The organism is Yersinia sp. J1 (assembly GCF_050586585.1).
In the GTDB taxonomy this organism is placed as follows: Bacteria; Pseudomonadota; Gammaproteobacteria; order Enterobacterales; family Enterobacteriaceae; genus Yersinia; species Yersinia entomophaga.
The window spans coordinates 13,393-38,966 of sequence record NZ_JBOBDP010000012.1 but is presented as its reverse complement, the minus strand read 5'-3'; the positions used below and the strand labels follow the sequence as shown (position 1 = coordinate 38,966).

The following is a 25,574-nucleotide window of genomic DNA, read 5'->3' as shown; positions in this document are numbered from 1 at the left end:
ACAGGTTATAAACCTATAAGAGATTCATAACCCCTTACTTCCCCGATAACAGTAAAGCCGATAAAGCTCGACTCGCTGTCGCAGCGGCGTAAGGATCTCAACGTTTAACCTCTCGCACAAGTCATCAACCCGCGTAATCACACTGTTATGTTGCCAGCCTGTACGTTGCCAGCCTGTCTTCGGTGGCCACGTCATTGACTCTGCAAGTTCCCTGGTCATAAAAGACTCGGTTTCATACTGAGCTAAAAGCCACGCCTGTTTTCCATGCCATTCCCGATAAAAACCCTGCAACAATATTTGGTGATATTGCAATACTCCGAGTAAGGAAACTGACAATAACAAAACCGCTATCATGACCTCAGGTAAGCTCAAACCCTGCTGACTGTTTTGATTGATGAACCGCCTCTCCATGGTCTTATTTTTCCTGCTAGAAATTGCTATTAGCCTGAGCAAAATTCCCTCTCCTTTTCCGGGCAAAAATCCAGCCAACCCTGAGCGATACCAACAATATGATGTCCCTCCGGCGAAACTTGCGCGTTGTCTGGAGCAACTCGCTGATAAAGATCTATTTTGTGCCCGTGGCGGTTCCCCCCCCCTTCTCCCCTTAATACGAAGATATTTGGTGTAACACTCGCTTTAATACAAACCCTCAATGCTTCTGAAAGATGCTCCTGACAGTGCCACAATCTTTTACTCTGTCGGGGGGGGACTACCTGATGCAAAGGCCATCTCTGGCTTATTCCCCAGCTCAGGGCGGAAATCGCCAGGTTATAGCTACGCAGGTAATGTTGCTCATTACGACTCATCAGTAGCAGATTATCTAACTGCCTATGCATGGCCTGAAGCAACAAGAGGCTCAGAGCAAAAACGAAAGTCATCGTCATCAGTATGGCGCTACCGTTCTGCGAAGATTTTCTCATAGGTTGTAACCTCGGACTCTACGCTGCAACTCTTGCCGTATCTGCGTTCGCTTCCCTACCTGCCCAGATAAGTTAAGGGTTAAGAGATTTCCCCTTAACGGAATATATTCTCGTTGTACGTCAAAGCCAGTGACAAAAACTTCTGTTGCATCAAATAACCTTTCCCACCCACTACTTTGACAATCCGTTTCCCCGCGAGCACTTTCCAGCTGATTTTTACGTAGTCGATAGCCAAAATACTCGGAATGCTTATGCCTTATCCCCTCCCACTGACCGTTTCGATTCAGGTCGTAAGCCACAATGACGCAAGAATTGGCTTTCTCTCCTGAATACTGCCCCAGAAACAACCGCTTCCCTTGACAGAACCCATTGCAGAACCCGGCTCGGCGCAGATCTTTTTCAATGATTGAGAGAACCCGTTGCATTGATAATTCAAGCCGATAATGCTGATAAACTGCCGTCAGCCGCTGGCGTAGTTGCGGATAAATATTCACACTGCTTAAAACCATCATGCTGCCAAATATCAAGGCAACCATCACCTCCGGCAGGCTGAATCCGTCAGGGAAACAACAACCGAAACATCGGCTTCTTTTCGTTCGAAGGTTAGGGTCAGTGACTAACATAGTGGTATCCGAAACTGAGCATGTTTCTCTCCGCACAATCTGATTCGTCCATGATTCGAAATAACTAACCGAATACGACCTGCCGCATTAGCCAGAATAATTCGCCCCGGTTGCGCAGTGTTCCTTAGGCCATAAAATCCAAGGCTCTCAGGCGTTAACTCAACCAAAGTAATACCTGAGTAATCGGGCGTGAATAACCATCCATCCTGCGCCTGACACCCTTGTAATGGCTGCTCCCCGCTACCAATACACCAGGTATCATCGAAGCTGTGCCAGAGCAATGCCGGCCTATTCAACCAAAAAGCGTCAGCCTGCAAGCGAGTTAAGAAACCTAGTAACTGCCGAGCGGTTATCTCTAGCCTCTCCCGCTGCTGATAATGGCTCCAATGTTGAAAACTGCTGACTGAGATGTAAGCAAGCAGAGCCAGCACCAGTAGCCATTCAATCAGGCTAAACCCGCGTTGTTTCATACATACATGAGTTTTCATCCGGCGAGTTTAAGGAAATCACCAAATGAAGCCAGAGGTAGAATGAGAAGTCTGGAGAGGCTCCGCAACCTCTTTAACGGTGGTGTAATGGCGGCTGTCAATCTGCGTAGCAACACGCATTTCTAAACTGAAAATGAAAATAAGAAGGTCTGGGGAGAAATAAAAAAACGGAGCCGTTTGGCTCCGCTCTGTTCTGAGACTCATTTATTAAACAAGTCAGTTATAGCTGTTGTATTGACGGTTAAATAGCTATTGGAGCTTTAATCCCCGGATACGGATCGTAGCCTTCAATTTCAAAATCTTCAAAGCGATAGTCAAACAGCGACTCAGGTTTACGCTTGATCACCAGCTTCGGCAAAGCACGCGGCTCCCGGCTCAGTTGCAAATGAGTTTGTTCTATATGATTGCTGTACAGGTGAGTATCCCCGCCCGTCCAGACAAAATCGCCGACTTCCAGCTCGCACTGTTGCGCCATCATATGCACCAACAGCGCGTAACTGGCAATATTAAACGGCAAACCGAGGAATACATCGCAAGAACGCTGATACAGCTGGCACGAAAGCTTGCCATCGGCCACGTAGAACTGGAAGAAAGCATGGCACGGTGCCAGCGCCATTTGATCCAGCTCGCCAACGTTCCAGGCAGAAACAATGATACGGCGTGAGTCCGGATCTTGTTTTAGCTGCTCCACAACTTTACTCAATTGATCGATTTGGCGGCCGTCTGCCGCTCCCCACGCCCGCCATTGCTTACCGTATACCGGGCCTAAATCACCGTTTTCGTCCGCCCATTCATCCCAGATAGAAACGTTATTATCCTTCAGGTAACCAATGTTGGTATCCCCGTTCAGGAACCATAGCAGTTCATGAATAATGGAACGCAAATGGCAACGCTTGGTGGTGACCAGCGGGAAGCCTTCCTGCAAATTGAAACGCATCTGATGCCCGAAAACCGACAGAGTACCGGTTCCCGTACGGTCAGCTTTTGGGGTGCCCTCATCAAGCACTTTTTTCATCAAATCCAGATACTGTTTCATGTCACCTCACGAAAGTTGTTGCTGAGGACGGCGGTACGCCCAAATCATCATAATAATACCGGCCACAATCATTGGCACAGACAAAATCTGCCCCATGCTGATTACACCGTCGAACAGGCCAAGCTGCGCATCTGGCTGGCGGAAACATTCCACCACAATACGGAAGAAGCCATAACCAATCAGGAATAGCCCCGACACGCTGCCCATTGGGCGCGGTTTGCGGATAAACAGATTCAGGATAATAAATAGGACTACACCTTCCAGAATCATTTCATATAGCTGAGACGGATGGCGTGGCAACACTCCATACTGGAACAGAATGCTTTGTAACTGAGGATCGGTCGCTGCCAGCGCAATATCTTCACTACGTGAGGTTGGGAACAACATCGCCCACGGAGTATCCGTGGTTACTCGTCCCCAGAGTTCGCCGTTAATAAAGTTACCTAAGCGACCGGCACCTAAACCGAATGGAATCAGTGGCGCTATAAAATCGGAAACCTGGAAGAAATGGCGTTTTGTGCGATGGGCAAACCACAACATGACGCAGATAACGCCGACCAGCCCACCGTGGAACGACATGCCGCCATCCCAGACTTTAAACAGGTAAAGCGGGTTATCAATAAACATCGGCAGGTTATAAAACAGGACATAGCCTAAACGTCCGCCGACGAACACGCCGACAAAACCAGCATACAATAAATTCTCTACTTCATCTCTGGTCCAGCCGCTGCCAGGCTTGTTTGCACGGCGAACCGCCAACCACATGGCAAAAACGAAGCCCACCAAATACATTAAACCGTACCAATGGAGAGACACCGGCCCGATGGAGAAAATGATCGGATCAATATTAGGAAACGCCAGATAGCTGTTGCTCATCTATCACCACAATATGTCTAGGATTTTCCCCAAATTGGGGGCTGCAGGGAGCGCATGATAGCATAGGCAGGCGACATTCAGGGGAACGGCAAAGGGAAAAGTTCTGTAAACAATGACGGCGAATATTCCCGCCGCCCTCTGACTGCTCAGCTATTTTCCGCCTCGAATCAGCCCGCCTAAACCGCGGCGTTCCATAAATGCGGCAGTTAAATGACGCACATCGGTGGTCATTTGCGCCGTCAATACACGCTCTGCCAAAGCTTCCGCTTCGGCCAGATCAACATTACGCAGCAGGTATTTAATTCGCGCCACGCTGCGCCCATTCATACTCAAATGACGATAGCCTAGACCTATCAGCAGTAAAGCGCCCATAGGATCTCCGGCCATTTCACCGCATAAACTGACCTGTAAACCGGAATCGGTCGCCTGCACCAGTATTTGCCGCAGCACTTGCAGCATAGCCGGATGCAAACTGTCATACAGCGAAGCAACTCGCGTATTATTCCGATCAACCGCCAACAGATATTGTGTTAAGTCATTGGTCCCAACCGAAATAAAATCCACCCGAGATTTCAGGTACGGCAACATAAAGATCATCGCCGGTACTTCGATCATCACGCCAAGGCGCGGCTTTGGTAATTCATACCCCAGCGCTTCTTCCACTTCCCGTCCGGCTCGATCGATCAAGCGCTTCGCTTCATCCACCTCTTCCAGACTGGTGATCATTGGCAGCAAAATCCCCAGATTGCCGGTACCGGCATTGGCCCGTAGCATCGCCCGTACCTGAATCAGAAAGATCTCCGGCTGATCCAGCGTGATCCTTATCCCTCGCCAGCCCAGACACGGATTTTCCTCGCTGATCGGCATATAAGGCAGCTGTTTGTCAGCACCGATATCCAGCGTTCTAAGTGTGACCGGTTTTTGCGGATAAAGCTGTAACATGCCCTGATACTGGGCCACCTGCTCTTCTTCGGAAGGAAAGCCGCTCTGGAGCATAAAAGGAATTTCGGTACGATACAGGCCGACGCCATCGACGCGCCCGCCGAGCAGTTGCTCATGTTCCGGACTTAAACCCGCATTGAGCAGCACCTGAATACGTTCGCCACTTTTCAGCTCAGCGGGTTGCTCAACATCGTCTTCGGCCAGCTTGCTCAGCTCGATTTCTTCGTTAACCAGACGCTGGTATTCCTGCACCAGCACCGGCTCTGGATCCACCAGAATCTCGCCGCGATAGCCATCAACAATCAATAATCTTTGGCTTAATAGGGAAGGCTGAATATCCGCACCCATTACGGTAGGAATACCCATGGCGCGCACCAGAATCGCCGCGTGCGAATTTGCTGCACCATCGCGCACCACTACGCCCACCAGACGATCCTGAGGAACTTCAGCCAACAAAGTGGCGGTTAATTCATCAGCGACCAGAATAAAACGCTCAGGCCACTGGCTCGCGCCGGAGGTGCTGTCATCGAGATGGAAGAGTAAACGCTGCCCCAGAGCACGCAGATCGCCGGCTCTTTCACGCATATAAGTGTCTTGCAGGCTGGCAAACTGAGCAGCAAACTGCTCCACAACTTGCTTGACCGCCCATTCCGCAACGGAACCGGCGTCAATTTCAGCAAACAACTCCCGCTTCAGGCGAGCGTCGTTTAATAAGTGGGAGTAAAGGTCAAAAATAGCCGCACTTTCTTTCTGGGAACTAGCGGCAAAACGCTTACTGAAACGACGAAACTCGGCCGCCGCTTCTTCCAATGCCTGAGTTAAGCGTTCACGCTCACGCGCGCTATCCAAGGTTGAGGCTTTGTAAACCTGATCCAGTGAAGGCTGGGTAGTGTCCTGCCAACCTTCTGCAACCGCCACGCCCGGTGCGGCAGCCAGTGCCCGAATGCGAGTTTGACGATATTGACCAAAAATAGCGTTGAGCTGAGATTGAGACAGAATGGCCGCCAACTGTGTGGCCAGCGTGACCATAAATGATTCTTCGCTTTCATCGAATTGACGATGTTCTCGCTGCTGCACCACCAGCACGCCGAGCAATTGCCGACGATAAATAATGGGAACACCGAGAAAAGCGCGGAAGCTATCTTCTTTAACCTGCGGGACATACTTAAAACTGGGGTGACTTTGCGCATCAGCCAGGTTGATCGGTTCGGCCAGTCGCCCGACCAATCCCACCACACCTTCATCAAAAGCCAGCGTAATAGTGCGACCCCGAGGCTTTTTCAAACCTCGGGTCGCCATTAGGTAATAACAACGACGGTCATTATCTGCCAGATAAATCGAGCAAACTTCCGTGTTCATCGCCAGACAGGTTTCATTGACCAACAGCTCTAACGCATCCGTCAGGCTGGCTGCCATCGCAACTTTCTCTACGACTTCTCGTAAACGCGTGAGCATGATTGGATAACTTAACCTCTTTTCCGGCGATAAGCGGGTGGTGTCCGCGGCGGAGTCACCTCCTGCATCGGCATCACTGTAGCAGCAAATTCCTTCATCACGCGGCGGTAGACATCCCGTTTGAATGACACCACCTGACGAACCGGATACCAGTAGCTTACCCAGCGCCAACCATCAAATTCTGGCGTGCTGCTGCGCTGCATATTGATATCGGCATCGTTACACATTAACTGCAGTAAAAACCATCTCTGCTTTTGGCCGATGCAAACCGGCTTTGTATCCCAACGCACCAAACGTTTCGGTAATTTATAACGCAGCCAGTTACGGGTTGAAGCCAGTATTCGGACGTCCTTTTTATTCAGTCCAACTTCTTCAAACAGTTCGCGGTACATCGCCTGTTCCGGCGTTTCGCCAGGGTTGATTCCTCCTTGAGGAAACTGCCAAGAGTGCTGACCGTAACGTCTGGCCCACAACACCTGCCCCTGCCTATTACAAATTACAATACCCACGTTCGGGCGGTAGCCATCATCATCGATCACCGGACTACCTCGATAAGCTTAATACTCAAAGATGCTCTGATTGTTTCACACTACCAACAGGCGGTAAACCACTGCTTATCAGTGATTGAAACACCATGACCTTGGGATAACTCACAGATATTGGCAAAGTTATAAACACCCTCGGCCAGGCTCGGCTAATTTTATTCACTTTTTCTGTGGATATATGTGTGCAGAACTCAGGGGTAAGACGGGTACAACTCATTTTAAGTAAATTATACACGAATAACAAAAAACAAATTAAATCATATTTTTCATCAAATTAAGTTATGCACAGGGTATAAGTAAAGTGCAAAAATGTGATCTGTATCCGTTTATGATCCTTGGCTGATTAAAGATCCACCAATGCGGTTTTTATCCACAGATAATGCGGCTAAGTTACACAAAAAATGGCTAAACTCGCAAAAAAACCCTGCGTCAAGGCTGTAAATTGAACCAGTATTCATGTTTCAACCAGGTTATCCCACAAATCTGTGGATAAATAGGTGTAAGATCCTGTTCATTGTTGCTGGCAGCTAGTGTACAAATCGATGAAAACAAAATCACAGCCCGGTTTAAGTGCTAAAAAATCACTGTTAAATCATGCTATTATTAATTTTCATTCACAGCGATAATTAAAGTTCGCTGCGGTGTATTAAAGCAGTGCATTTTTTAACCCATCCTGATGAGTTTTTTCACTATGTCGGTTTATTCACAACCCCCAGCACCACCGGTAGACGAACAACAGCTCGTGGATCGCGCTCAGGCGCTGGCAGGCTTCACGCTAGGAGAGCTTGCCGCCCGGGCTAACTGGCCTATTCCTGCGAATCTAAAGCGTGATAAGGGGTGGGTTGGTATGCTATTGGAGTTTTATTTAGGTGCCAGCGCTGGCAGTAAGCCCGAACAGGATTTTGCAGATATTGGCATCGAGCTAAAAACGATCCCAATCAGTGCGCAAGGTAAACCGTTAGAAACGACATTTGTGTGCGTCGCGCCCTTAACCGGAAATAGCGGCGTAACCTGGGAAAGTAGCCATGTTCGTCATAAACTGGCGCGAGTTTTATGGATTCCGGTTGAAGGTGAACGACAAATTCCACTCGCCGAACGTCACATCGGCGCGCCATTGTTGTGGAGCCCAAACGCAGAAGAAGAAGAGCTGCTGCGCCGCGATTGGGAAGAATTAATGGATCTGATTGTGTTAGGTAAGGTGGAAAGTATCACTGCCCGCCACGGTGAAGTATTGCAATTGCGTCCCAAAGCGGCGAATAGCCGAGCCTTAACCGAAGCTATCGGCGAAAAAGGCCAGCCAATTCTGACGTTGCCGCGCGGGTTTTACCTAAAGAAAACCTTCACCGCGCCCTTGCTGGCTCGGCATTTCCTGCTTTAGAGATTGTTCTGAGCCGTACTGAGGTTATGATCCATTAATAACAGCGTATAATTACATTCTTGTATTTTTTAAGGTGTGTAAACGCAATGTTTGAATGGATTGCCGATCCAAATGCCTGGCTGGCACTGGGCACGTTGACGATTCTGGAAATTGTTCTGGGTATTGACAATATTATTTTCCTTTCTCTAGTCGTAGCAAAATTACCTAAAGCCCAACAAAACAAAGCTCGTCGCATTGGGCTGGCCGGTGCCATGCTAATGCGTTTGGCATTACTGGCCTCTATCGCCTGGGTTATTCGCCTGACTAATCCATTATTTACGATGATGGAACATGGGGTTTCCGCGCGGGATCTGATTTTGTTACTCGGTGGACTCTTCCTGATTTGGAAAGCCAGTAAAGAAATCCACGAAACGGTAGAAGGCAGCAATAACGATCATCAGAGCAATGTCAGCACGTTCTTTGGTGCCATCGTACAAATCATGCTGTTGGATATTATCTTCAGCCTGGATTCTGTTATTACCGCTGTGGGACTTTCCGATCATCTCTTTATTATGATGGCGGCGGTGGTTATTTCCGTGGGCGTGATGATGTTTGCCGCCAGACCTATTGGCGAATTTGTTAACCGTCATCCTTCCGTCAAAATGCTGGCACTGGCATTCCTGATTTTAGTGGGGTTCACCCTGATGCTGGAAAGCGTTCAAATCCACATTCCGAAAGGCTACATTTACTTCGCCATGTTCTTCTCTATGGGCGTTGAAACGCTGAACCTGCTGCGCAGCAAAAAGAATAAAACCAATAATATTTAAACCTAATTTCTGCGGGTGCAACCTTATGCGCCCGCATCACTCTTTTTTGCTCACATTCATCTCATGCCCTTCCCCCGTATCTACGGCTTCGATATAGTCGGATAAGGCCGTTTTATTTTCGCCTGGTAATTTCGGACATTAAGGAAGGTCGGCAATGCAATATCACCGTATCCCCCACAGTTCTTTAGAAGTAAGCCTGCTGGGTCTGGGCACCATGACCTTTGGTGAGCAAAACAGCGAAGCCGATGCCCACGCTCAACTGGATTACGCCATCTCGGCAGGTGTTAACCTAATTGATACCGCCGAGATGTACCCAGTACCGCCCAAACCTGAAACTCAGGGACTGACCGAGCAATATATAGGTAGCTGGCTTAAAGCCCGCGGTTGTCGCGAAAAAGTGATCCTGGCAAGCAAGGTTTCTGGCCCGTCACGCGGAAACGATCAACCTATTCGCCCTGCGATGGCATTGGATCGCAAAAATATCCGCATTGCGCTGGATGCCAGCCTTAAACGCCTCAATACCGATTATCTCGATCTCTATCAATTACATTGGCCACAGCGGGAAACCAACTGCTTTGGCAAACTGAATTACCGCTACGCGCAGGAAACCGCCACGGTCACACTGCTAGAAACGCTGGAGGCACTGGCAGAACAAGTCCGCGCAGGTAAAATCCGCTATATCGGCGTGTCTAATGAAACCCCTTGGGGTGTGATGCGCTATCTGCAATTAGCAGAAAAGCACGACCTGCCGCGAATCGTTTCTATCCAAAACCCTTACAGTTTGTTAAATCGCAGCTTTGAGGTAGGTCTGGCTGAAATCAGTCAGCACGAAGGTGTAGAGTTACTGGCTTACTCCAGCCTGGCATTCGGCACGCTTAGCGGTAAGTATCTGAACGGCGCCAAACCACCTCAGGCACGTAATACGCTATTTAGCCGCTTTACTCGCTACTCTTCGCCGCAGGCACAGTTAGCCATAGCCGAATACGTGGCGCTGGCTAAAAAACACGGACTGGACCCAGCTCAAATGGCGTTGGCTTTTGTTCGTCAACAACCGTTTGTCGCCAGCACGCTGCTTGGTGCAACCACGTTGCCACAGTTGAAAAGCAATCTGGATAGCTTGCATCTGATTCTGGATGAAGAAGTTTTGCAAGGTCTGGAAGAAATTCACACTCGTTATACTTTCCCCGCACCTTAACTGTAGCAGTGGTCGCTAAATGCAAAAAGGCCGTCACATTGGACGGCCTTTTCTATATAAAATTATATAATTATATCAGCGTCGTTTCTGCCACCACTGCCATACCCACAGTGACGCTATAGCCAAAGCGAAGATGACACCGAACCCAATGCCTACGGCCACCACCGGTGCACCCAGTTTGATTACCAGAGAATACAGCGCCAGCATCAATAACATCGCGGTATTTTCACCTAAATTCTGTACCGCAATGGCATTGCCTGCGCCCACGCTGTGTTTTCCACGCTCTTGCAGCAATGCATTAAGAGGAACCACAAAGAAGCCGCCGAGAATCCCGATCGTCACCAGTAATAAATAAGCCATCGGCATACTCTGTTGCAAAGAGAATGCCGCTACCGCAACGCCGATCAAAACCCCGGCAGGCATACAGCGTCTGACCGTTTTCAGTGTAACAAAGCGCGCTGCCGCCGCTGCGCCGATCACAATCCCCACCGCTACCGTTGCGTTAAGGATCGTCGGCGTCGCGTTATCAATGATCCCCAATGCCACCGGAACCCAAAGTACCAGTAGAAAACGCAAAGTGACTCCCGCCCCCCAAAAAAGGCTGGTTCCGACCAGCGAGAAACGCGTTTCCCCATCTCGCCACAGCGTCTTACAAGCGGCAAAAAAGCGACGACTCATCACTGTCGGACGCCAAGATTGTCCACGACGGGCGGCGGAAAGACGAGGAATAAACAGGTTAGCGACCACCGCAGCGGCGTAAACCAGCGCACACACGCCTAAAGCGATACTCAGATTCCAGTCCGCTAACATTCCTCCAGCCACAGAGCCAATCAAAATTGCGGCAATGGTTGAAGCCTCCATTAAACCGTTGGCTTTCACCAATTGATCGCCGGAAGTAATTTCTCCCAGGATACCGTATTTAGCTGGTGAATAAGCCGCAGCACCAATCCCAACCAAGCTATAACCGAAGAACGGATTCAAGCTAAAACAGATGGCTAACGCCCCCGCTAATTTCAGAGCATTAGCGGTCATCATGACTCGTCCTTTGGCAAAACTATCGGCGAACTGACCGACAAAGGGTGCCAAAATGATATAAGTCGCGACAAAGGCCATTTGTAAAATCGGCTGGCTCCAATCGGGATAAAGCTGCTGCTTAATCACTGCCAACGTAACGAATAACAGCGCGTTATCACCAAAGGCCGAAAAAAACTGCGCCGCCAAAACGGCCATCATTCCGCGAGATAATAATGGCTTATCATCTGTTGCCCCGTGCTGGGTCATGCTTCCATCTCCGGGTGCTCCGCCATTTTAGCCAGAGTGACAAAATCGGGTTTACCGCTGCCTAGTAACGGCAAAGCTTTCAACGGGCGAATATCGCGCGGAACGGCTAACTCTGGAACGCCACTTTCCCGCGCCGCGGCGGATAAACGTTCACGCGTCATATTGCTATCCGTTGTGAACAACACCAATGCCTCTCCTTTCCCACTATCGGATTTTGCCGCAGCCGCGTGTTGATAATCAGGAGAAACCCGCAGTGCCAGCTGTTCAACGCTTTCCAGAGACACCATTTCCCCTGCTAGCTTAGCAAAACGTTTCATTCGGCCACGAATAGTGCAAAATCCTTTTTCATCTATTGAGACGATATCACCGGTGTCATACCAACCGTTCTGTAGCTCTCCATCAGCATTTTCCGCTACCGGTGGCTCCAGCACATCAGGTTTTTCAACGCGCAGATAACCTTTCATAATATTTGGGCCGCGCAATTGCAAGCGGCCACCCTGTTCAATTCCAGGAACTTTGATCAATCGAGCTTCCATCGTCGGCAAAATTCGCCCAACCGTACCGACTTTAGCCGCCATTGGCACATTAATCGCCACCACCGGCGCGCATTCCGTTACGCCGTAGCCTTCAAGGATGCGAATACCGAATTTATCCTGCCAAATCTGTTTGGTTCCTTCCGCCAATTTCTCTGCGCCAGCAACCACATAGCGCAAGCGGGCGAAATCATAAGGATGAGCAAAACGAGCGTAATTACCAAGAAAAGTCGAAGTACCAAACAACACGGTACAGTTTCGATCATAGACCAGTTCTGGCACGACCCGATAATGCAGCGGGCTAGGATAGAGAAATACCCGACTACCAGTCATTAATGGCGTGAATAATCCAACCGTTAGACCAAAAGCGTGGAACAACGGCAATGACGACATAAAGCGATCTCGAGGCGTAAAATCAGCAATAGTGCGAATTTGCTCGACGTTGGCAAGTAAACTTCCGTGAGAATGCACAACACCTTTGGGATGGCCTTCCGAACCTGAAGTGAACAGAATCAGCGCTGCATCTTCCGCTTTCTGAGCCACCATAGCGCGACGAGGGAGAAAGAGATGGAATAGAATCCAGAGTTTATCCGTCAGACTAACCGTATCCTTTAAATCCTCCAGATAGACCCAATGGGCCTCGCTCACCTGTTCAGGTAAATGAGTTAGCTTCCCTTTCTCAAGGAACTGGCGCGACGTCACAATGGTTTTCAGGCTGGCCGCAGTCATGGCACTTTTCAGCCCTTTAGCGCCGGAAGTGTAATTAAGTAAAGCCGGAATACGCCCACTCAGTGAAGCACCGAAAATAGCCGCGGCGGTAATAGTTGCGTTAGGCAAAAGCATACCGACTCGCTCACCCGATTCGGTAAAACGTTGTAATATCCGGCTCACTCCCAAGGATTTCTTTAATAACGTCTGATAACTATCTTCTTTAAAAGCGATATCTTCGATACACGGCTTATGGCGACCATAACGATCTCTGGCAGACAGCAAAGCTTCGAACAGCGTTTCACGTGGGATTATAGCCATACGTGCCGCCATCATAATCTCATGAAGCTTTTCTCCTGCCAGTATTCGGCGTTCTTTGGCTCTGGGTGCCTCAGGCATCGGTAATTGGGTTGCTGGCAGGACGTAAATACTGATTTTGGGGAACCATTGAAGCTTTAATATCCCCCCCAGGCGGCCAAAGTGACTCAACTCAGGCCCCTCTAAACGCACGGGAATAACTGTCGCACCTGATTTCGCCGCAATAAAGGCCGCACCATCATAAATCTTCATCAATGAACCGGTCACGGTAATCCGGCCTTCTGGGAAAATGACGACGGGTTTTCCCTGCTCGACCATTCTTACTAACTGCTTGATCGACATAGGTTTTGCTGGATCTAGTGGTACGAAATCTACGTAAGACTTTAGCCAACGCATATACCAACTTTCCGTCACGCTGGAATACACGGCAAACACAGGTTTTATCGGTAAGAACAACGCCAATAATATTCCATCGAGAAATGAAACATGATTGGGAGTAATCAGAATTTTTTGATGGGAGAACTGATCGCCGATACCTTCAATGGTGACGCGAAACAGTCGACGAAAAAGGGCGCGCAGTAAGCGGAGAATCATATCCATTTCTCTATCAGTCGATGAGTCAGATAAATGCAGAATACTATAATCACAGCATTTATTCCGCTAACCAACGTAAGAGAATCTGCATGGAAAAAAGAATAAAAAAAAACCTACGTATCTACGTAGGTCGGTGTAAATAAAAAACTGGCTCTAACACACAGCGTATGTTGATTACTCACCAATTAATACCTCTGGGATATCAACTGTACCGACTTAACCCAAAGCTCAGCCAGCAAATAATCGCAATATTTACGCGCAAAGTGTAACCAGCAATGAACTTTGTCAGAAACAAGATATATGCTGTTAATTCATGTAACTACGGCCATATTTAAGGCTGAAGTTACCGGCTTCTCATCAACTGTATCCCTGCCAATTGCGCCATTATTATAACGCTCTGACCTCCACCAAACAGCTCATTGCATTTGGGCCCTGCGTTAGTGGTGACGTTCCTATATCCAAAGTTAATACATTCGGGTTTCCAGACTGCTCTATCTGATGCCGCTGTTGGCCAAAACCGGGATCAAACCAGGCTCCAGTCGCCATCAAAACGACGCCTCTCGTCACACCGTCCGTAATGCTCACACCGGCCAGACAACTGCCGCGAGCGTTGCTAACCAGCACTTCCATACCTTCGGTAATAGTTCGTGTAGCGGCATCATCTGGATGCATAAATAAGGTTTCGTGTCCGGCAGTTTTGTTTGATTGCGCCAGCGGCGCGGGATCAAGCTGGCTGTGTAGCCGATCCGCTGGCTGGATTGAGATCAAATGCAATGGCCATTTTTCAGCATCGACACTGCCCAACCACTCTACCGGCGGTTTCCATTCAGCGTGAGGACCAAAATCTTCATATTGATAGCCCGCAATTTTCTCACTGAACAATTCTATTTTACCGCTGGGTGTCTGTAAGGGATGCGCCTGAGGATTCGAACGGAACTCATCGAAGAAAACGAACTCTTTCTGCGGGGCAGGCAAGCCAACATAGCCCTGCCGCCAGAAATCCTCAAAGTCCGGCCATTCCACGCCTTCGGCACGCTGCGCTACACCGCACTGTTGATAGATATGCGCGATCCACGCCATTTCATCCCGATTTTCAGTGAAAGCTTCCCGATAACCTAAACGTTCGGCTAAATCAGCAAAAACATCAAAATCGTTTCGCGCCTGATGCTGCGGAGCTATCGCCTGATGCATGGCTAAAACATAACGATCGCGCGAGGAACCACCAATATCATTGCGTTCCAGAGAGCTGGTGATGGGTAGCACGATATCCGCCATTTTAGCCGCTGGCGTCCACCAGATATCCTGCACAATAACGGTATCTGGCTTTTGCCACCCTTTCACTAGCCGATTCAGTTGCTGATGATGATGGAAAGGGTTTCCTCCCGCCCAGTGCACTAAGTGTATATCGGGGTAGGTATGGGTTTCCCCTTGAAATGAGTAACTCTGCCCCGGTTGAAGCAGCATATCGCAAATTCTGGCAACCGGAATTGCCAGCCCGGACGGATTTTTACCCACCGACATAGTCGGTGCCGGTGTATCTATACGCGGGTTCCCAACGCCATTCATTGAGCCGTGCCCGAAAGAAAATCCGCCGCCGGGTAAGCCGATTTGCCCCAACATCGCCGATAGCGCAATCATCATCCAGTAAGGTTGCTCACCTCGATGAGCGCGCTGGATGGAATAAGAACAAGTGATAAAACTACGTACACCAATCAATTGCAGTGCAAGTTTTGCAATGCGATCGGCAGGAATACCAGTAATCTGGCTGGCCCACTCCGGAGTTTTGGCTACACCGTCATGAGTGCCGCGAATATACTCCGCCAACTGCTGGTAGCCAACGCAGTGACTAAGAAGGAAAGCCTTGTCTTCAGCACCACGGCGCTGAATTTCATAGGCCAGCCCCAGCATCAGCGCGACATCAGTATTCGGACGAATGGGTATCCATTCCGCATTTACGAATTCCGGGCAATCATCACGCATAGGGCTGATATTCACGACCGGAGTGCCTTTTCTCACCAGTTTTTCCAGCCAGGGCTTGAGAGAGTGCTCCGCAGCACCACCGGATGATACCTGCGCATTTTTTAACGCTAAACCGCCAAAAGCGATAAAAATCTCGCAGTGTTCCACCACACTTGGCCAGGAAGTCACTCGTCCAGTCAGTGGGCTAAACGTTCCAATGACGTAGGGCAGGAAAAACTGAGCCGCACCCCAACTGTAATTACCCATTTGGTCAACGCCGCCACCGCCGCTAAAGTAAAAACGCCGAACTAGCGAACGAGCGTGGTGTACTCGCCCTGCGGAAGACCAGCCATAAGAACCGGTAAATAGGCCAGACGGGCCATATTGCTCTCTGACTCGGCGGTTTTCTTCCGCAACCAGATCCAGCGCAACATCCCAATCTACCTCAACGAAATCTTCCCGCCCGCGTAAGGTACGATCGCTTCCCTCTCGTTTCTGCAACCATGAACGGCGTACCGCCGGTTTTCGGATGCGTTTATCGGAATAAACCATAGGTACGATAGAGTTTAATAGCGGCGAAGGATCGGGATCTTCTACAAAAGGTTCACAACGAATGAGTTTTCCGTCTTCAACCACGGCGGTATAAGCGCCCCAATGAGCAAGCTGCGGGTAATGAGTAATGGTCATGGCGCTCTCATATAGATCAGTAAAATAGATAAACCTGCAGATGAAAATACCTTCGCCAGCTAGCTAGTTCAACGAACTAATTAAGCTAAACAAGTTCTATTTTGCCTAACCTTCCGGTACTCACCTTAAGTCGCAATAGAAAATGCTCTCTTTTCCGTTTTATTTGGTTTTATCTGGCCAAGTTGCGATCTCTCCCCCTTGCGAGAAGCATTTTTTTCCGCAAAACTGAAGGATGTAAGCGATTACCCTAAAAGTTTATGGAAAAGAAATGGCCACTATTAAGGATGTTGCCAAACTGGCAGGCGTGTCTGTTGCTACAGTTTCACGCGTAATCAACCAATCCCCCAAAGCCAGTGAAAGTTCCCGCGCGGCGGTTTTAAGCGCAATGGAACAGCTACAGTATCACCCAAATGCCAATGCCAGAGCTCTTGCACAACAATCAACAGAAACCGTTGGCCTCATCGTTTCCGATGTTTCGGACCCCTTTTTTGGTGCAATGGTCAAGGCTGTTGAGCAAATTGCCTATGCCACAGGGAATTTCCTGCTAATTGGTAACGGTTACCATAATGCCGATAAAGAACGGCAAGCCATTGAGCAGTTGATTCGCCATCGCTGTGCCGCATTAGTAGTACATGCGAAAAAGCTGCCCGATGAAGAGCTTGTTTCATTGATGAAACAAATTCCCGGAATGGTTTTAATCAATCGGACACTGGCAGGATATGAAACACGCTGTGTCGCTCTTGACGATCGTTACGGTGCCTGGCTGGCAACCCGTCACCTTATTCAGCAAGGTCATAAACGCATTGGAATTATCTGTTCAAACCACCAGATTTCAGACGCTATTGACCGTCTTCAGGGCTATCTGGATGCGCTAAACGAGCATGATATTCCCGTGGATGAAAAACTGATCGCTTATGGCACACCAGATGAACTGGGCGGCGAGCAGGCAATGACCGAGTTATTAGGTCGCGGCAAGCAAATCACTGCAATAACCTGCTACAACGATTCAATGGCCGCTGGTGCTTTATCAGTACTTAGCGATAACAGCATTGATGTACCACAGGAAATCTCTCTTATTGGTTTTGATGATGTTCTGATCTCTCGTTATTTACGCCCTCGCCTTACCACTATTCGCTACCCGGTAGTTGCGATGGCAACTCAGGCAGCAGAGCTGGCTTTGGCTCTGGCTAACCAGACCCCACTCCCTGAAATCACCAACATGTTCAGCCCAACGCTGGTTCGTCGGCACTCGGTGACCAATCCGCCAAATCGTACAGAACATACGGAGTAACCTGCACTTATCCCTATTATGTTAAACTGCGCGCCCTGGATATCAGACTGGCTAAGAGGTTAGTGCTTAATGATTACTATGCTAGATGTCTCTATACGTGCTGGCGTTTCAAAAGCGACGGTTTCTCGCGTATTAAACGGCACTGGGCAAGTGAAAGAAAGCACCCGGGCTGCGGTTTTCAAAGCAATGGACGAACTTGGCTATCGCCCTAACTTTTTAGCCCAATCTTTAGCGAATAGAAGCTCAAACAGCATTGGCCTGGTGGTTTCCAATTTTAACGGCCCTTACTTTGGTCGCCTGCTACATCAAGCAGCCACGCTCACCGAAGCCAGCGGCAAACACCTGATCGTAACTGATGGCCACGATACACCAGAAGGAGAGCGTCAAGCCGTCCGGCTGTTGGCAGACAGGCGCTGTGACGCCATCATTCTCTATACGCGTTTTATGGCTGAGGCTGACCTGATGGCGTTACTTACCAGCCTACCCACTCCGCTTATGGTGGTTAATCGCGATTTACCTCAAGCGCGTGAGAGGTGTGTATTCTTTGAGCAGCAACAGGCCGCTTTTAACGCCGTTAGTTATCTGATCCAGCAGGGTCACAGAGATATTGCCTGTATCACTGGCCCTATTAATACGCCGACTGCGCTATCCCGTCTGTCTGGTTATCGTCAGGCACTGGCCGTTCATGATATTCCTTGTAATGATTCGCTGGTTGTTCAGGGCGACAGCAACGTGGCCAGCGGCTATTCCGCCTGTCATGAATTACTGCATCATAATCGGCATTTCACCGCTCTTTTTGCCAGCAATGACGATATGGCAATAGGTGCTATGAAAGCACTTAATCAAGCTGGAAAGAAAATGCCCCAAGATGTATCGCTATTCGGTTTTGACGATGAACCCAGCGCAGCCTATCTGCAGCCGGCGCTGTCCACCGTATACCTGCCTATTGACGCGATGATCGAGGCTGCGATAACTCAAGCTTTAAAATTAATCGATGGCAAAAGCGTTAATCCCTTATCACCTTTCATCGGCGAGTTAAAAATTCGCGAATCTGTCTCTCCCGGCCCCTATAAACCCTAAGTTACTGTTAGACAAAACCGCTCGCCATACCTTATTCGCCAAGATGCGAGGCGTTTCGCATTCTTTATCCTGACATTTCCCTTGGGATAAAAAATGCTTCATTCTGCTTTAAAACTTGGCCAACCTCATATTTCACAGGACGAGAATGGAGGTATTAATGTTTAAAATCATTGGATTGAGAAATACAAAGCGGCTAACTCACATTCGTGACGGAGAATACCTGAGCAATTTAAGGCTCTATCATCAACAGCGCGGGTATTCAAAAATATCAGGGCAGAATCATGCAGGGAAAGGGAGTGGGGGTTTGCAACGCAAGGCTCAGACCGCCAACGGCAGCCTAAGCATCAGTCTTCGCCAATCTTTAAAGCATTTCCAAGGCAACCAGTTCTTCGATAGTTTGGCGGCGGCGAATCAATCTCGGTTTCCCATTTTCAAACAAAACTTCTGGCAGCAATGGGCGACTGTTGTAATTGGAAGACATCGACGCACCATATGCCCCGGTATCATGGAACACCAAATAATCACCTATTACAGCCCGGGCCAAAGCTCTGGTTTCCAGCCCACCGCCAGCTTGCTGAGTAAATACGTCACCAGATTCACACAATGGTCCGGCAATCACCGAATCAATCAAAGGCTCATTGGTAATATCTCTGCCATCGGCAGGTAATAACGAAATATGGTGATAGCTACCGTACATGGCGGGTCGCATCAGATCGTTAAAACCAGCATCGACTAATACATAATGACGGCTACCCATATTTTTTACCGCCCTAACCTGTGCAACCAGAACGCCTGATTCAGCAACAAGAAAACGGCCAGGCTCAATCTCAAGGCTAATTGGGTGGCCTAAATGTTCAGCGATTTGCTGTCTGGCTTTATTCCATAGGCCGTAATAATGTTCGGTATCGATAATATCCTCCCCATATTGGTAGGGAATGGATAAGCCCCCGCCGGCAGATATCGCGCTGATATCCTGATCCAATTCGATTACCTGACGTACCATAGCAGCACAGACTTGTTCCAAATGTTGATAATCAACACCAGAACCAATATGCATATGAATGCCAACCAGCTTTAACGAGTATTTTTGGATTTCGGCTATCGCCGCAGGCAGATCTTGATGCCAGATACCGTGTTTGCTGTTCTCTCCACCGGTATTAGTTTTCTGACTGTGCCCGTGGCCAAATCCGGGGTTTACCCGGAGCCATACGGGATGCCCCGGTGCATGCTCACCAAGCTGAGTTAGCATATCAATTGATCCAGCGTTAACCGGTATATCTAACTCGACAACACGCAGCAGAGTCGTCTGATCCAATAAATCAGCGGTAAATACAATCTCTGCAGGCTCTTGGCCCGGCTGAAAACCGGCTAACAAAGCTCTTTCAATTTCCCCTAATGAAACGGAGTCGACCTTAACACCCTGCTCACGCATTAAACGTAGAATATGAATATTCGAACACGCTTTCTGCGCAAAGCGTATCACATCAAAATTACGCAACTGATTGATACGTTGTGCAATAATATCTCCGTCATAAGCCCAAACCGGGCATCCGAAGCGCGCAGGTAATGCCAGCAGGTTTTCGGCATTCAGGGCGGAGGAAGTATCAGTCAGAGAGAGCGGCATAGGGTTTCCTTTTGGGTAAATCTATTCTGATTAATTTATTGGCTAACTCATTATTAGTCATTCACTTTGGCATTCAAAATATCTATTTACGCACAGTCTATTCATTTATGATATAGCATGAATGCGTTGAAACAGATCAAATCGCCGGTGCACAGGAGCGAATAATGCCCGCTATTTCATTACGACAAATAGAGATTTTTCATGGTGTTATGACAACTGGCAATTTGACGGAGGCCGCAGCTCTCTTACAAACCTCACAGCCAACGGTAAGCCGCGAACTGGCTCGTTTTGAACAGTTAATTCAACTTAAGCTTTTTGATCGTGTACGCGGTCGGCTCTACCCAACGGCGCAAGGATTAAGACTTTTCGAAGAGGTACAGCGCTCTTATTACGGTTTAGACCGCATTGTGCAAGCCGCGGACAGTATTCGCCAGTTCCAACAGGCGCAGCTCTCAATTGCCTGTTTACCCGTTTTTTCACAATCACTACTACCGGCGGTGTGTAAGCCTTTTATCGATCGTTACCCGGAAGTGAGCTTGAATGTAATACCGCAGGAATCGCCGTTGTTGGAAGAATGGTTATCGGCTCAACATCATGATTTAGGTCTGACCGAAAATACACAAACGCCTGCGGGAACCCAACGATATACATTAATGACGCTCAATGAGGTTTGCGTTTTGCCTGCGGACCATCCATTGCAAAGCAAAAAGGTGTTAACACCGCAGGATTTCAACGGTGAGAATTTTATCAGCCTGTCGGTAACCGATAGCTACCGACAATTGCTGGATAATTTGTTTAATGAAGAAGGAATTAGTCGCCGTTTAGTGATGGAAACCCACAGCGCAGCATCAGTTTGTTCAATGGTACGAGAAGGCGTCGGCGTGTCTATCGTGAATCCGCTTACCGCACTCGATTATGCGGCAAGCCATCATGGGCAAGGCGTTTGCGTGCGCCCCTTTAGCGTCGAGGTTCCTTTCACGGTTAGTCTAGTTCGGCCATTGCACCGCCCCTCTTCCGAATTAGTCGACACTTTTATTGCTCATCTAAAACAGCAGGTAACACGCTTTAAGACACGTCTGACCAACGTCATTACCCGCTAACTTGGTTAACACCAGCGAGTCGCGAACGCCGGAAAGTATAAAGGCACAAGAACAGCCCAAGCAGTGCAAGCAATGCAGCAGCTAAAGGCACTGCATTTAATCCTAAGCCTTGTGCAATAACCACACCGCCGACCCAGGCACCTAATGCGTTACCCACGTTAAAAGCAGCAATATTCAGAGTAGAAACCAGATTAGGTGCTTTTTTCCCATAAGCGACAACGTTGATTTGTAACGCTGGCACGGCAGAAAATGCCGCCGCAGACCATAAGAACAAAGTCAGTTCTGCTGCTAGCAATGAATAACTGCTCCAGCTAAATAAGGCAGAGAATACGGCAATCAGCAAAAAGGTCATGGTCAAACTCACTGACAAGCGCCAGTCTGCTAAACGACCACCAACGATATTCCCAAGAGTTAAACCTAATCCCATCAGTAATAGCGTCCAACTGACGCCAGAGGCGGAAACCTTGGTTACCTCAGTCAATAACGGTGCGATATAAGTGAACAGAGCAAACATAGAGGCGGCGAATAACACTGTCATCATCAGTGAAAGCCAAATTCCCGCCCCGCGCAACGCAGCGATTTCTTTGCATAAATCCGTAGGTATTTCATCTTTAGAATCAGGGAGTTTGGCATATAGGGCGAACAGTGATAACAGCCCAATCGCGGCCACAACCCAGAAAGTCGATTGCCAGCCAAATGCCTGCCCCAACGCTGTTCCCAGCGGTACGCCCAACACATTAGCCAGCGTTAGTCCGGTGAACATTAATGCTACCGCGGAAGCCCGGCGATTAGGCGGCACCAAATTGGCCGCTACGACGGCACCAATACCGAAGAAAGCACCGTGACATAACGCAGTAATAATGCGAGCCAGCATCAAAAAATCGTAGCTGAACGCTAAAGCGCACATAACGTTGCCAATTATAAAAATAACCATTAGCAACAATAGCGTCTTTTTACGCGGCAATTTTGCCGTTAGTACCGCCATAATAGGCGCGCCAATGGCTACGCCCAGAGCATAACCACTAATTAACCACCCAGCTGTTGGTATAGAAATATGTAAATCACCGGCCACCTCCGGTAATAACCCCATAATAACAAACTCGGTCGTACCTATAGCAAAAGCACTTAACGCCAGTGCCAGTAGCGAAACAGGCATACAAAAACTCCCAGTCAAAAATATCCCTCAGCCGTTACGCGGACGGATTAACAATGTAAAGATCTTATGCTCGGCCTAAAAAACCGACGGGTTATTGAGTCGAAAAGAATGACAGAATAAGTGGGAGCGAGTGTAGGCTCATCAATATAACCTTATAAATTTCAAGTATTTATTTTCTCATCCTGCGAAACAGAAGTAACATGAATGCAAATAGAAAAACCAGAGTTAAGCGAAATCAATCAGGTTTGAAAAAGAGATCCTAGGTTAACTATATGAAGATAGTAATAACGCTTTCCTCTGAACCTGAATATAAATATGTTCGAGAAGGTTACTAACTCGATTCATTTCATCATGTCTTGCCATTGTTCACTGGTCGCAAACCACTCAATTAAGAAGTCCAGCAGAGTTCTTAGCGTTGTAGGCATCTGTCGCCGCGAAGTATAAATACCATAAATGCCCATCGCCTGAGGTTGGTAATCTGGCAATAGCTGGACTAAATCACCAGCGATAATATGTGGCATAGCCGAATAACTGGGCTGAAGAGTAATTCCTACGCCTTCCAAAGCTCCGCTGAGCAGGACAACCGACTCATTAGCGCTCAGGTTGCCGCTAACCGGTACCGAAGATTTAATCCCCTCCTGATCGAAATGCCACAAACTTTTGCCAAAATAAGAATAGGTCAGACAATTGTGCAGAGCCAAATCCTGGGGAGTCTGGGGAATTCCCTTATTTTTCAGATAGGAAGGAGCAGCACAGACTACGGAATAACAGGTAGAAAGCGGACGAGCAATTAAATTAGGATCTAATTCATTGGTGATGCGGATGGCCAGATCTATTCGTTCCTCAACCAAATTGATAGCGCGGTTATTCATCTGTAAATCAATAGCAACCTGAGGGTAACGCTGCAAAAATGCCGCGACAGCAATGCCCAGCGCAGTTTGAGCTAAGGATTGGGAACAACTGATCCTGAGTAATCCACGCAATACATCGCTTTCGCCCCCATCAACCAGATCCATTTCATTAGCCAAAGCCAGCATTTTCCGGCAACGCTCCAGAGTGGTTTCTCCCGCGTGAGTTAAACTAAGTTTACGCGTTGTCCGATGCAATAATCTGGCACCAGCCCATTGCTCCATCTGCGCCAGATAGCGTGTCACCATCGCTCGGGACATCTCTAGCGCTTCTGCGGCAGCAATCATACTGCCCCGATCGACGATGGCTACAAATACTTCAGCGGCCGTTACTCTATCCATAATTAGTCCTATTTAAGCAACAAACAATTGCTCATTATCCGGTTTTTATTGCGTGATATGCAATTTATTATTATTCCCGTACCCAGCAGCTAACAGCCAATAGGATGACTAATATGTTTACTAAAACCCTTTTACAGATGACTTTTGCCAGCATTGCAACTTTCGGGGCTATTTCCACCGCCGTTGCAGCGGAACCGCTGAAAATGGAAGTGTATAACCCTGGCGAGAAAAGTATTTTCCCTGTTTCTTCTGAAATTATCAGTGGAAAAACTGAGGTTGTATTGATTGATGCTCAGTTCCAACGTAATGATGCAGAAGCACTGATTAAGAAAATCAAAGATAGTGGCAAAAAGTTGACCACCATTTATATCAGCCAATCTGATCCTGATTTCTACTTCGGCCTTGATGTCATCACCAAAGCTTTCCCTCAAGCAAAAGTGATCGCAACACCGCAAACTATCGAAGAAATTAAAGAAACAAAAGACGGTAAAATTGCGTATTGGAGCGGGATTCTGAAAGATAATGCACCAAAAACTGTCATTGTACCTCAACCGTTAGTAGGCAATAGCTTCACCGTTGACGGTGAAAAAATTAGCGTAGAAGGTTTAGATGGCCCATCGCCAGAGCGTACTTTCGTATGGATTCCAGCACTGAAAGCCGTTGTGGGTGGCGTGGCGGTTTCCGGGGATATTCACCTGTGGGCCGCCGATAATCAAACTGTGGAATCTCGCGATAATTGGTTAAAAACACTGGATGCGATTAAGGCATTAAAACCCGTTACCGTAGTACCTGGTCATTTCCTGGGTGATGCGCCGCAAACATTGGAATCAGTGAATTTCACACAAAAATACCTGACAACGCTAAATGCTGAAATTCCGAAAGCAAAAGATTCAGTGGAATTGATTTCGGCGATGAAAAAACATTATCCAAATCTTAAAGATGAATCTAGCTTGGAATTAAGTGCGAAGGTGCTGAAAGGTGAAATGAAATGGCCACAATAATTGCCATCTATCAGAGCTGCAGCATTTAAAGCATTCACGAGGAAATAAATATGTCCGGTACCACATTACACTACATTTTCGATCCACTGTGCGGATGGTGCTACGGCGCCGCCCCACTGGTAAAAGCGGCGCAGGCCATACCAGGGCTTTCCATCAGTTTCCACGGAGGTGGAATGATGACTGGAGAAAACCGCCGTCAGATAAATGCAGAGTGGCGTAGTTATGTTATGCCTCACGACCAGCGCATTTCAGGACTGACCGGACAGCCATTTGGCGATCGCTATTTCGATGGGTTGCTGAAAGATACTTCAGCCATACTAGATTCGGCTCCACCAATTACCGCTATTCTTACGGCAGAAATAATCGCAGAACGCGGTTTAGATATGTTGCACCGTATTCAGCACGCACATTATTTTGAAGGTCGTCGGATCGCAGATACGCCAGTGTTGATCGAGTTAGCTACAGAACTAGGTTTAGATGTACAGTCATTTAGCCCAGTATTTCAGGAAACCTTAAGCACGGCGACGGCTCAGCATATTGCTAATAGCAGAGCTTTTTTGGCTAAGGTACATGGCCAAGGTTTCCCGACCTTTATTCTACAAAATGAAAAGGGCGAAATGCAGATTATTAATGCTGGACAATATCTTGGAGATCCAGCGGGATGGACTCAGATGTTAAATGAAGCTATACCTTAGAGATATTACGAGTCTGGTTGATTCATTTATTTT

The 25,574-nt window shown here is 48.2% G+C and carries 22 protein-coding genes; 8 read left to right on the top strand and 14 right to left on the bottom strand.

Annotated features, from left to right (window positions below; genetic code table 11):
• Positions 1-24: 24 nt before the first annotated feature.
• From ACQ4OC_RS15110 to rppH, 8 genes are all read right to left on the bottom strand, one after another.
• A complete protein-coding gene (locus tag ACQ4OC_RS15110) occupies positions 25-411 on the bottom strand; it encodes a prepilin-type N-terminal cleavage/methylation domain-containing protein (RefSeq protein WP_064518341.1) in 387 nt (128 codons plus the stop codon).
• A 29-nt stretch (positions 412-440) separates the two neighbouring features.
• The gene (locus ACQ4OC_RS15105) at positions 441-920 is read right to left on the bottom strand and encodes a YgdB family protein (protein WP_430971316.1); all 480 of its coding nucleotides are present in this window, start codon (positions 918-920) and stop codon (positions 441-443) included.
• Positions 917-1,543: a prepilin peptidase-dependent protein gene (locus tag ACQ4OC_RS15100; protein WP_084414309.1), complete on the bottom strand. Its 627-nt coding sequence runs from the start codon at positions 1,541-1,543 to the stop codon at positions 917-919. The genes ACQ4OC_RS15105 and ACQ4OC_RS15100 overlap by 4 nt, the downstream gene beginning before the upstream one ends.
• Positions 1,537-2,013 carry a prepilin peptidase-dependent protein gene (locus ACQ4OC_RS15095; protein WP_235601016.1) on the bottom strand — a complete coding sequence of 159 codons (477 nt, stop codon included), beginning with the start codon at positions 2,011-2,013 and terminating at the stop codon, positions 1,537-1,539. Before ACQ4OC_RS15095 ends, ACQ4OC_RS15100 begins: the two co-directional genes overlap by 7 nt.
• Positions 2,014-2,272: 259 nt before the next feature.
• On the bottom strand, positions 2,273-3,067 hold the full coding sequence (gene thyA, locus ACQ4OC_RS15090) for a thymidylate synthase (protein WP_064514837.1): 795 nt from the start codon (positions 3,065-3,067) through the stop codon (positions 2,273-2,275).
• A gap of 6 nt (positions 3,068-3,073) precedes the next feature.
• Positions 3,074-3,943 (bottom strand): prolipoprotein diacylglyceryl transferase, encoded by an 870-nt coding sequence (lgt, locus tag ACQ4OC_RS15085; protein ID WP_049599839.1) that lies wholly within the window; start codon positions 3,941-3,943, stop codon positions 3,074-3,076.
• A gap of 150 nt (positions 3,944-4,093) precedes the next feature.
• Positions 4,094-6,340 (bottom strand): phosphoenolpyruvate--protein phosphotransferase, encoded by a 2,247-nt coding sequence (gene ptsP, locus ACQ4OC_RS15080; RefSeq protein WP_064514839.1) that lies wholly within the window; start codon positions 6,338-6,340, stop codon positions 4,094-4,096.
• Between the two features lie 11 nt (positions 6,341-6,351).
• Entirely contained in the window at positions 6,352-6,879 is a 528-nt protein-coding gene (rppH, locus tag ACQ4OC_RS15075; protein WP_049599834.1) for an RNA pyrophosphohydrolase, read from the bottom strand.
• Between the two features lie 697 nt (positions 6,880-7,576).
• On the opposite strand from rppH, the gene mutH reads away from it, so the two are divergent.
• The 3 genes from mutH (at position 7,577) to ACQ4OC_RS15060 (ending at position 10,264) form a co-directional block, all read left to right on the top strand.
• Complete coding sequence (mutH, locus tag ACQ4OC_RS15070; protein ID WP_064514841.1) at positions 7,577-8,263, top strand: DNA mismatch repair endonuclease MutH; 687 nt, start codon at positions 7,577-7,579, stop codon at positions 8,261-8,263.
• An 86-nt stretch (positions 8,264-8,349) separates the two neighbouring features.
• The gene (locus ACQ4OC_RS15065; protein WP_430971315.1) at positions 8,350-9,069 is read left to right on the top strand and encodes a TerC family protein; all 720 of its coding nucleotides are present in this window, start codon (positions 8,350-8,352) and stop codon (positions 9,067-9,069) included.
• 154 nt (positions 9,070-9,223) lie between these two features.
• Complete coding sequence (locus ACQ4OC_RS15060; protein ID WP_064514845.1) at positions 9,224-10,264, top strand: NADP(H)-dependent aldo-keto reductase; 1,041 nt, start codon at positions 9,224-9,226, stop codon at positions 10,262-10,264.
• Positions 10,265-10,339: 75 nt separating this feature from the next.
• Here ACQ4OC_RS15060 and lplT read toward each other — a convergent pair whose 3' ends face one another.
• From lplT to ACQ4OC_RS15045, 3 genes are all read right to left on the bottom strand, one after another.
• Complete coding sequence (lplT, locus tag ACQ4OC_RS15055; protein ID WP_120806850.1) at positions 10,340-11,545, bottom strand: lysophospholipid transporter LplT; 1,206 nt, start codon at positions 11,543-11,545, stop codon at positions 10,340-10,342.
• Positions 11,542-13,698: a bifunctional acyl-ACP--phospholipid O-acyltransferase/long-chain-fatty-acid--ACP ligase gene (gene aas, locus ACQ4OC_RS15050; RefSeq protein WP_064518343.1), complete on the bottom strand. Its 2,157-nt coding sequence runs from the start codon at positions 13,696-13,698 to the stop codon at positions 11,542-11,544. The genes lplT and aas overlap by 4 nt, the downstream gene beginning before the upstream one ends.
• A gap of 387 nt (positions 13,699-14,085) precedes the next feature.
• Positions 14,086-16,344: a molybdopterin guanine dinucleotide-containing S/N-oxide reductase gene (locus tag ACQ4OC_RS15045; RefSeq protein WP_430971314.1), complete on the bottom strand. Its 2,259-nt coding sequence runs from the start codon at positions 16,342-16,344 to the stop codon at positions 14,086-14,088.
• Between the two features lie 268 nt (positions 16,345-16,612).
• Here ACQ4OC_RS15045 and galR point away from each other — a divergent pair, with 268 nt between their 5' ends.
• Complete coding sequence (gene galR / locus ACQ4OC_RS15040) at positions 16,613-17,635, top strand: HTH-type transcriptional regulator GalR (protein WP_064514851.1); 1,023 nt, start codon at positions 16,613-16,615, stop codon at positions 17,633-17,635.
• Positions 17,636-17,704: 69 nt separating this feature from the next.
• Positions 17,705-18,715 carry a LacI family DNA-binding transcriptional regulator gene (locus ACQ4OC_RS15035; protein WP_064514852.1) on the top strand — a complete coding sequence of 337 codons (1,011 nt, stop codon included), beginning with the start codon at positions 17,705-17,707 and terminating at the stop codon, positions 18,713-18,715.
• A gap of 361 nt (positions 18,716-19,076) precedes the next feature.
• Here the strand turns inward: ACQ4OC_RS15035 and lysA are convergent, their stop codons facing one another.
• Complete coding sequence (lysA, locus tag ACQ4OC_RS15030) at positions 19,077-20,339, bottom strand: diaminopimelate decarboxylase (RefSeq protein ID WP_064514854.1); 1,263 nt, start codon at positions 20,337-20,339, stop codon at positions 19,077-19,079.
• A gap of 164 nt (positions 20,340-20,503) precedes the next feature.
• Between lysA and ACQ4OC_RS15025 the strand changes: the two genes are divergently transcribed.
• Complete coding sequence (locus ACQ4OC_RS15025; RefSeq protein ID WP_064514856.1) at positions 20,504-21,439, top strand: LysR family transcriptional regulator; 936 nt, start codon at positions 20,504-20,506, stop codon at positions 21,437-21,439.
• On the opposite strand, the gene ACQ4OC_RS15020 is transcribed toward ACQ4OC_RS15025, so the two are convergent.
• Positions 21,429-22,595 carry an MFS transporter gene (locus tag ACQ4OC_RS15020; protein ID WP_064514858.1) on the bottom strand — a complete coding sequence of 389 codons (1,167 nt, stop codon included), beginning with the start codon at positions 22,593-22,595 and terminating at the stop codon, positions 21,429-21,431. The two genes, ACQ4OC_RS15025 and ACQ4OC_RS15020, sit on opposite strands and share 11 nt — an antisense overlap.
• Before the next feature lie 341 nt (positions 22,596-22,936).
• Positions 22,937-23,845 (bottom strand): LysR family transcriptional regulator, encoded by a 909-nt coding sequence (locus ACQ4OC_RS15015; protein WP_430971313.1) that lies wholly within the window; start codon positions 23,843-23,845, stop codon positions 22,937-22,939.
• A 113-nt stretch (positions 23,846-23,958) separates the two neighbouring features.
• Between ACQ4OC_RS15015 and ACQ4OC_RS15010 the strand changes: the two genes are divergently transcribed.
• Positions 23,959-24,846, top strand: coding sequence for an MBL fold metallo-hydrolase (locus ACQ4OC_RS15010; protein ID WP_430971312.1), 888 nt, complete (start codon positions 23,959-23,961; stop codon positions 24,844-24,846).
• A 50-nt stretch (positions 24,847-24,896) separates the two neighbouring features.
• Positions 24,897-25,541 carry a DsbA family protein gene (locus ACQ4OC_RS15005; RefSeq protein ID WP_064514863.1) on the top strand — a complete coding sequence of 215 codons (645 nt, stop codon included), beginning with the start codon at positions 24,897-24,899 and terminating at the stop codon, positions 25,539-25,541.
• Positions 25,542-25,574 lie beyond the last annotated feature (33 nt).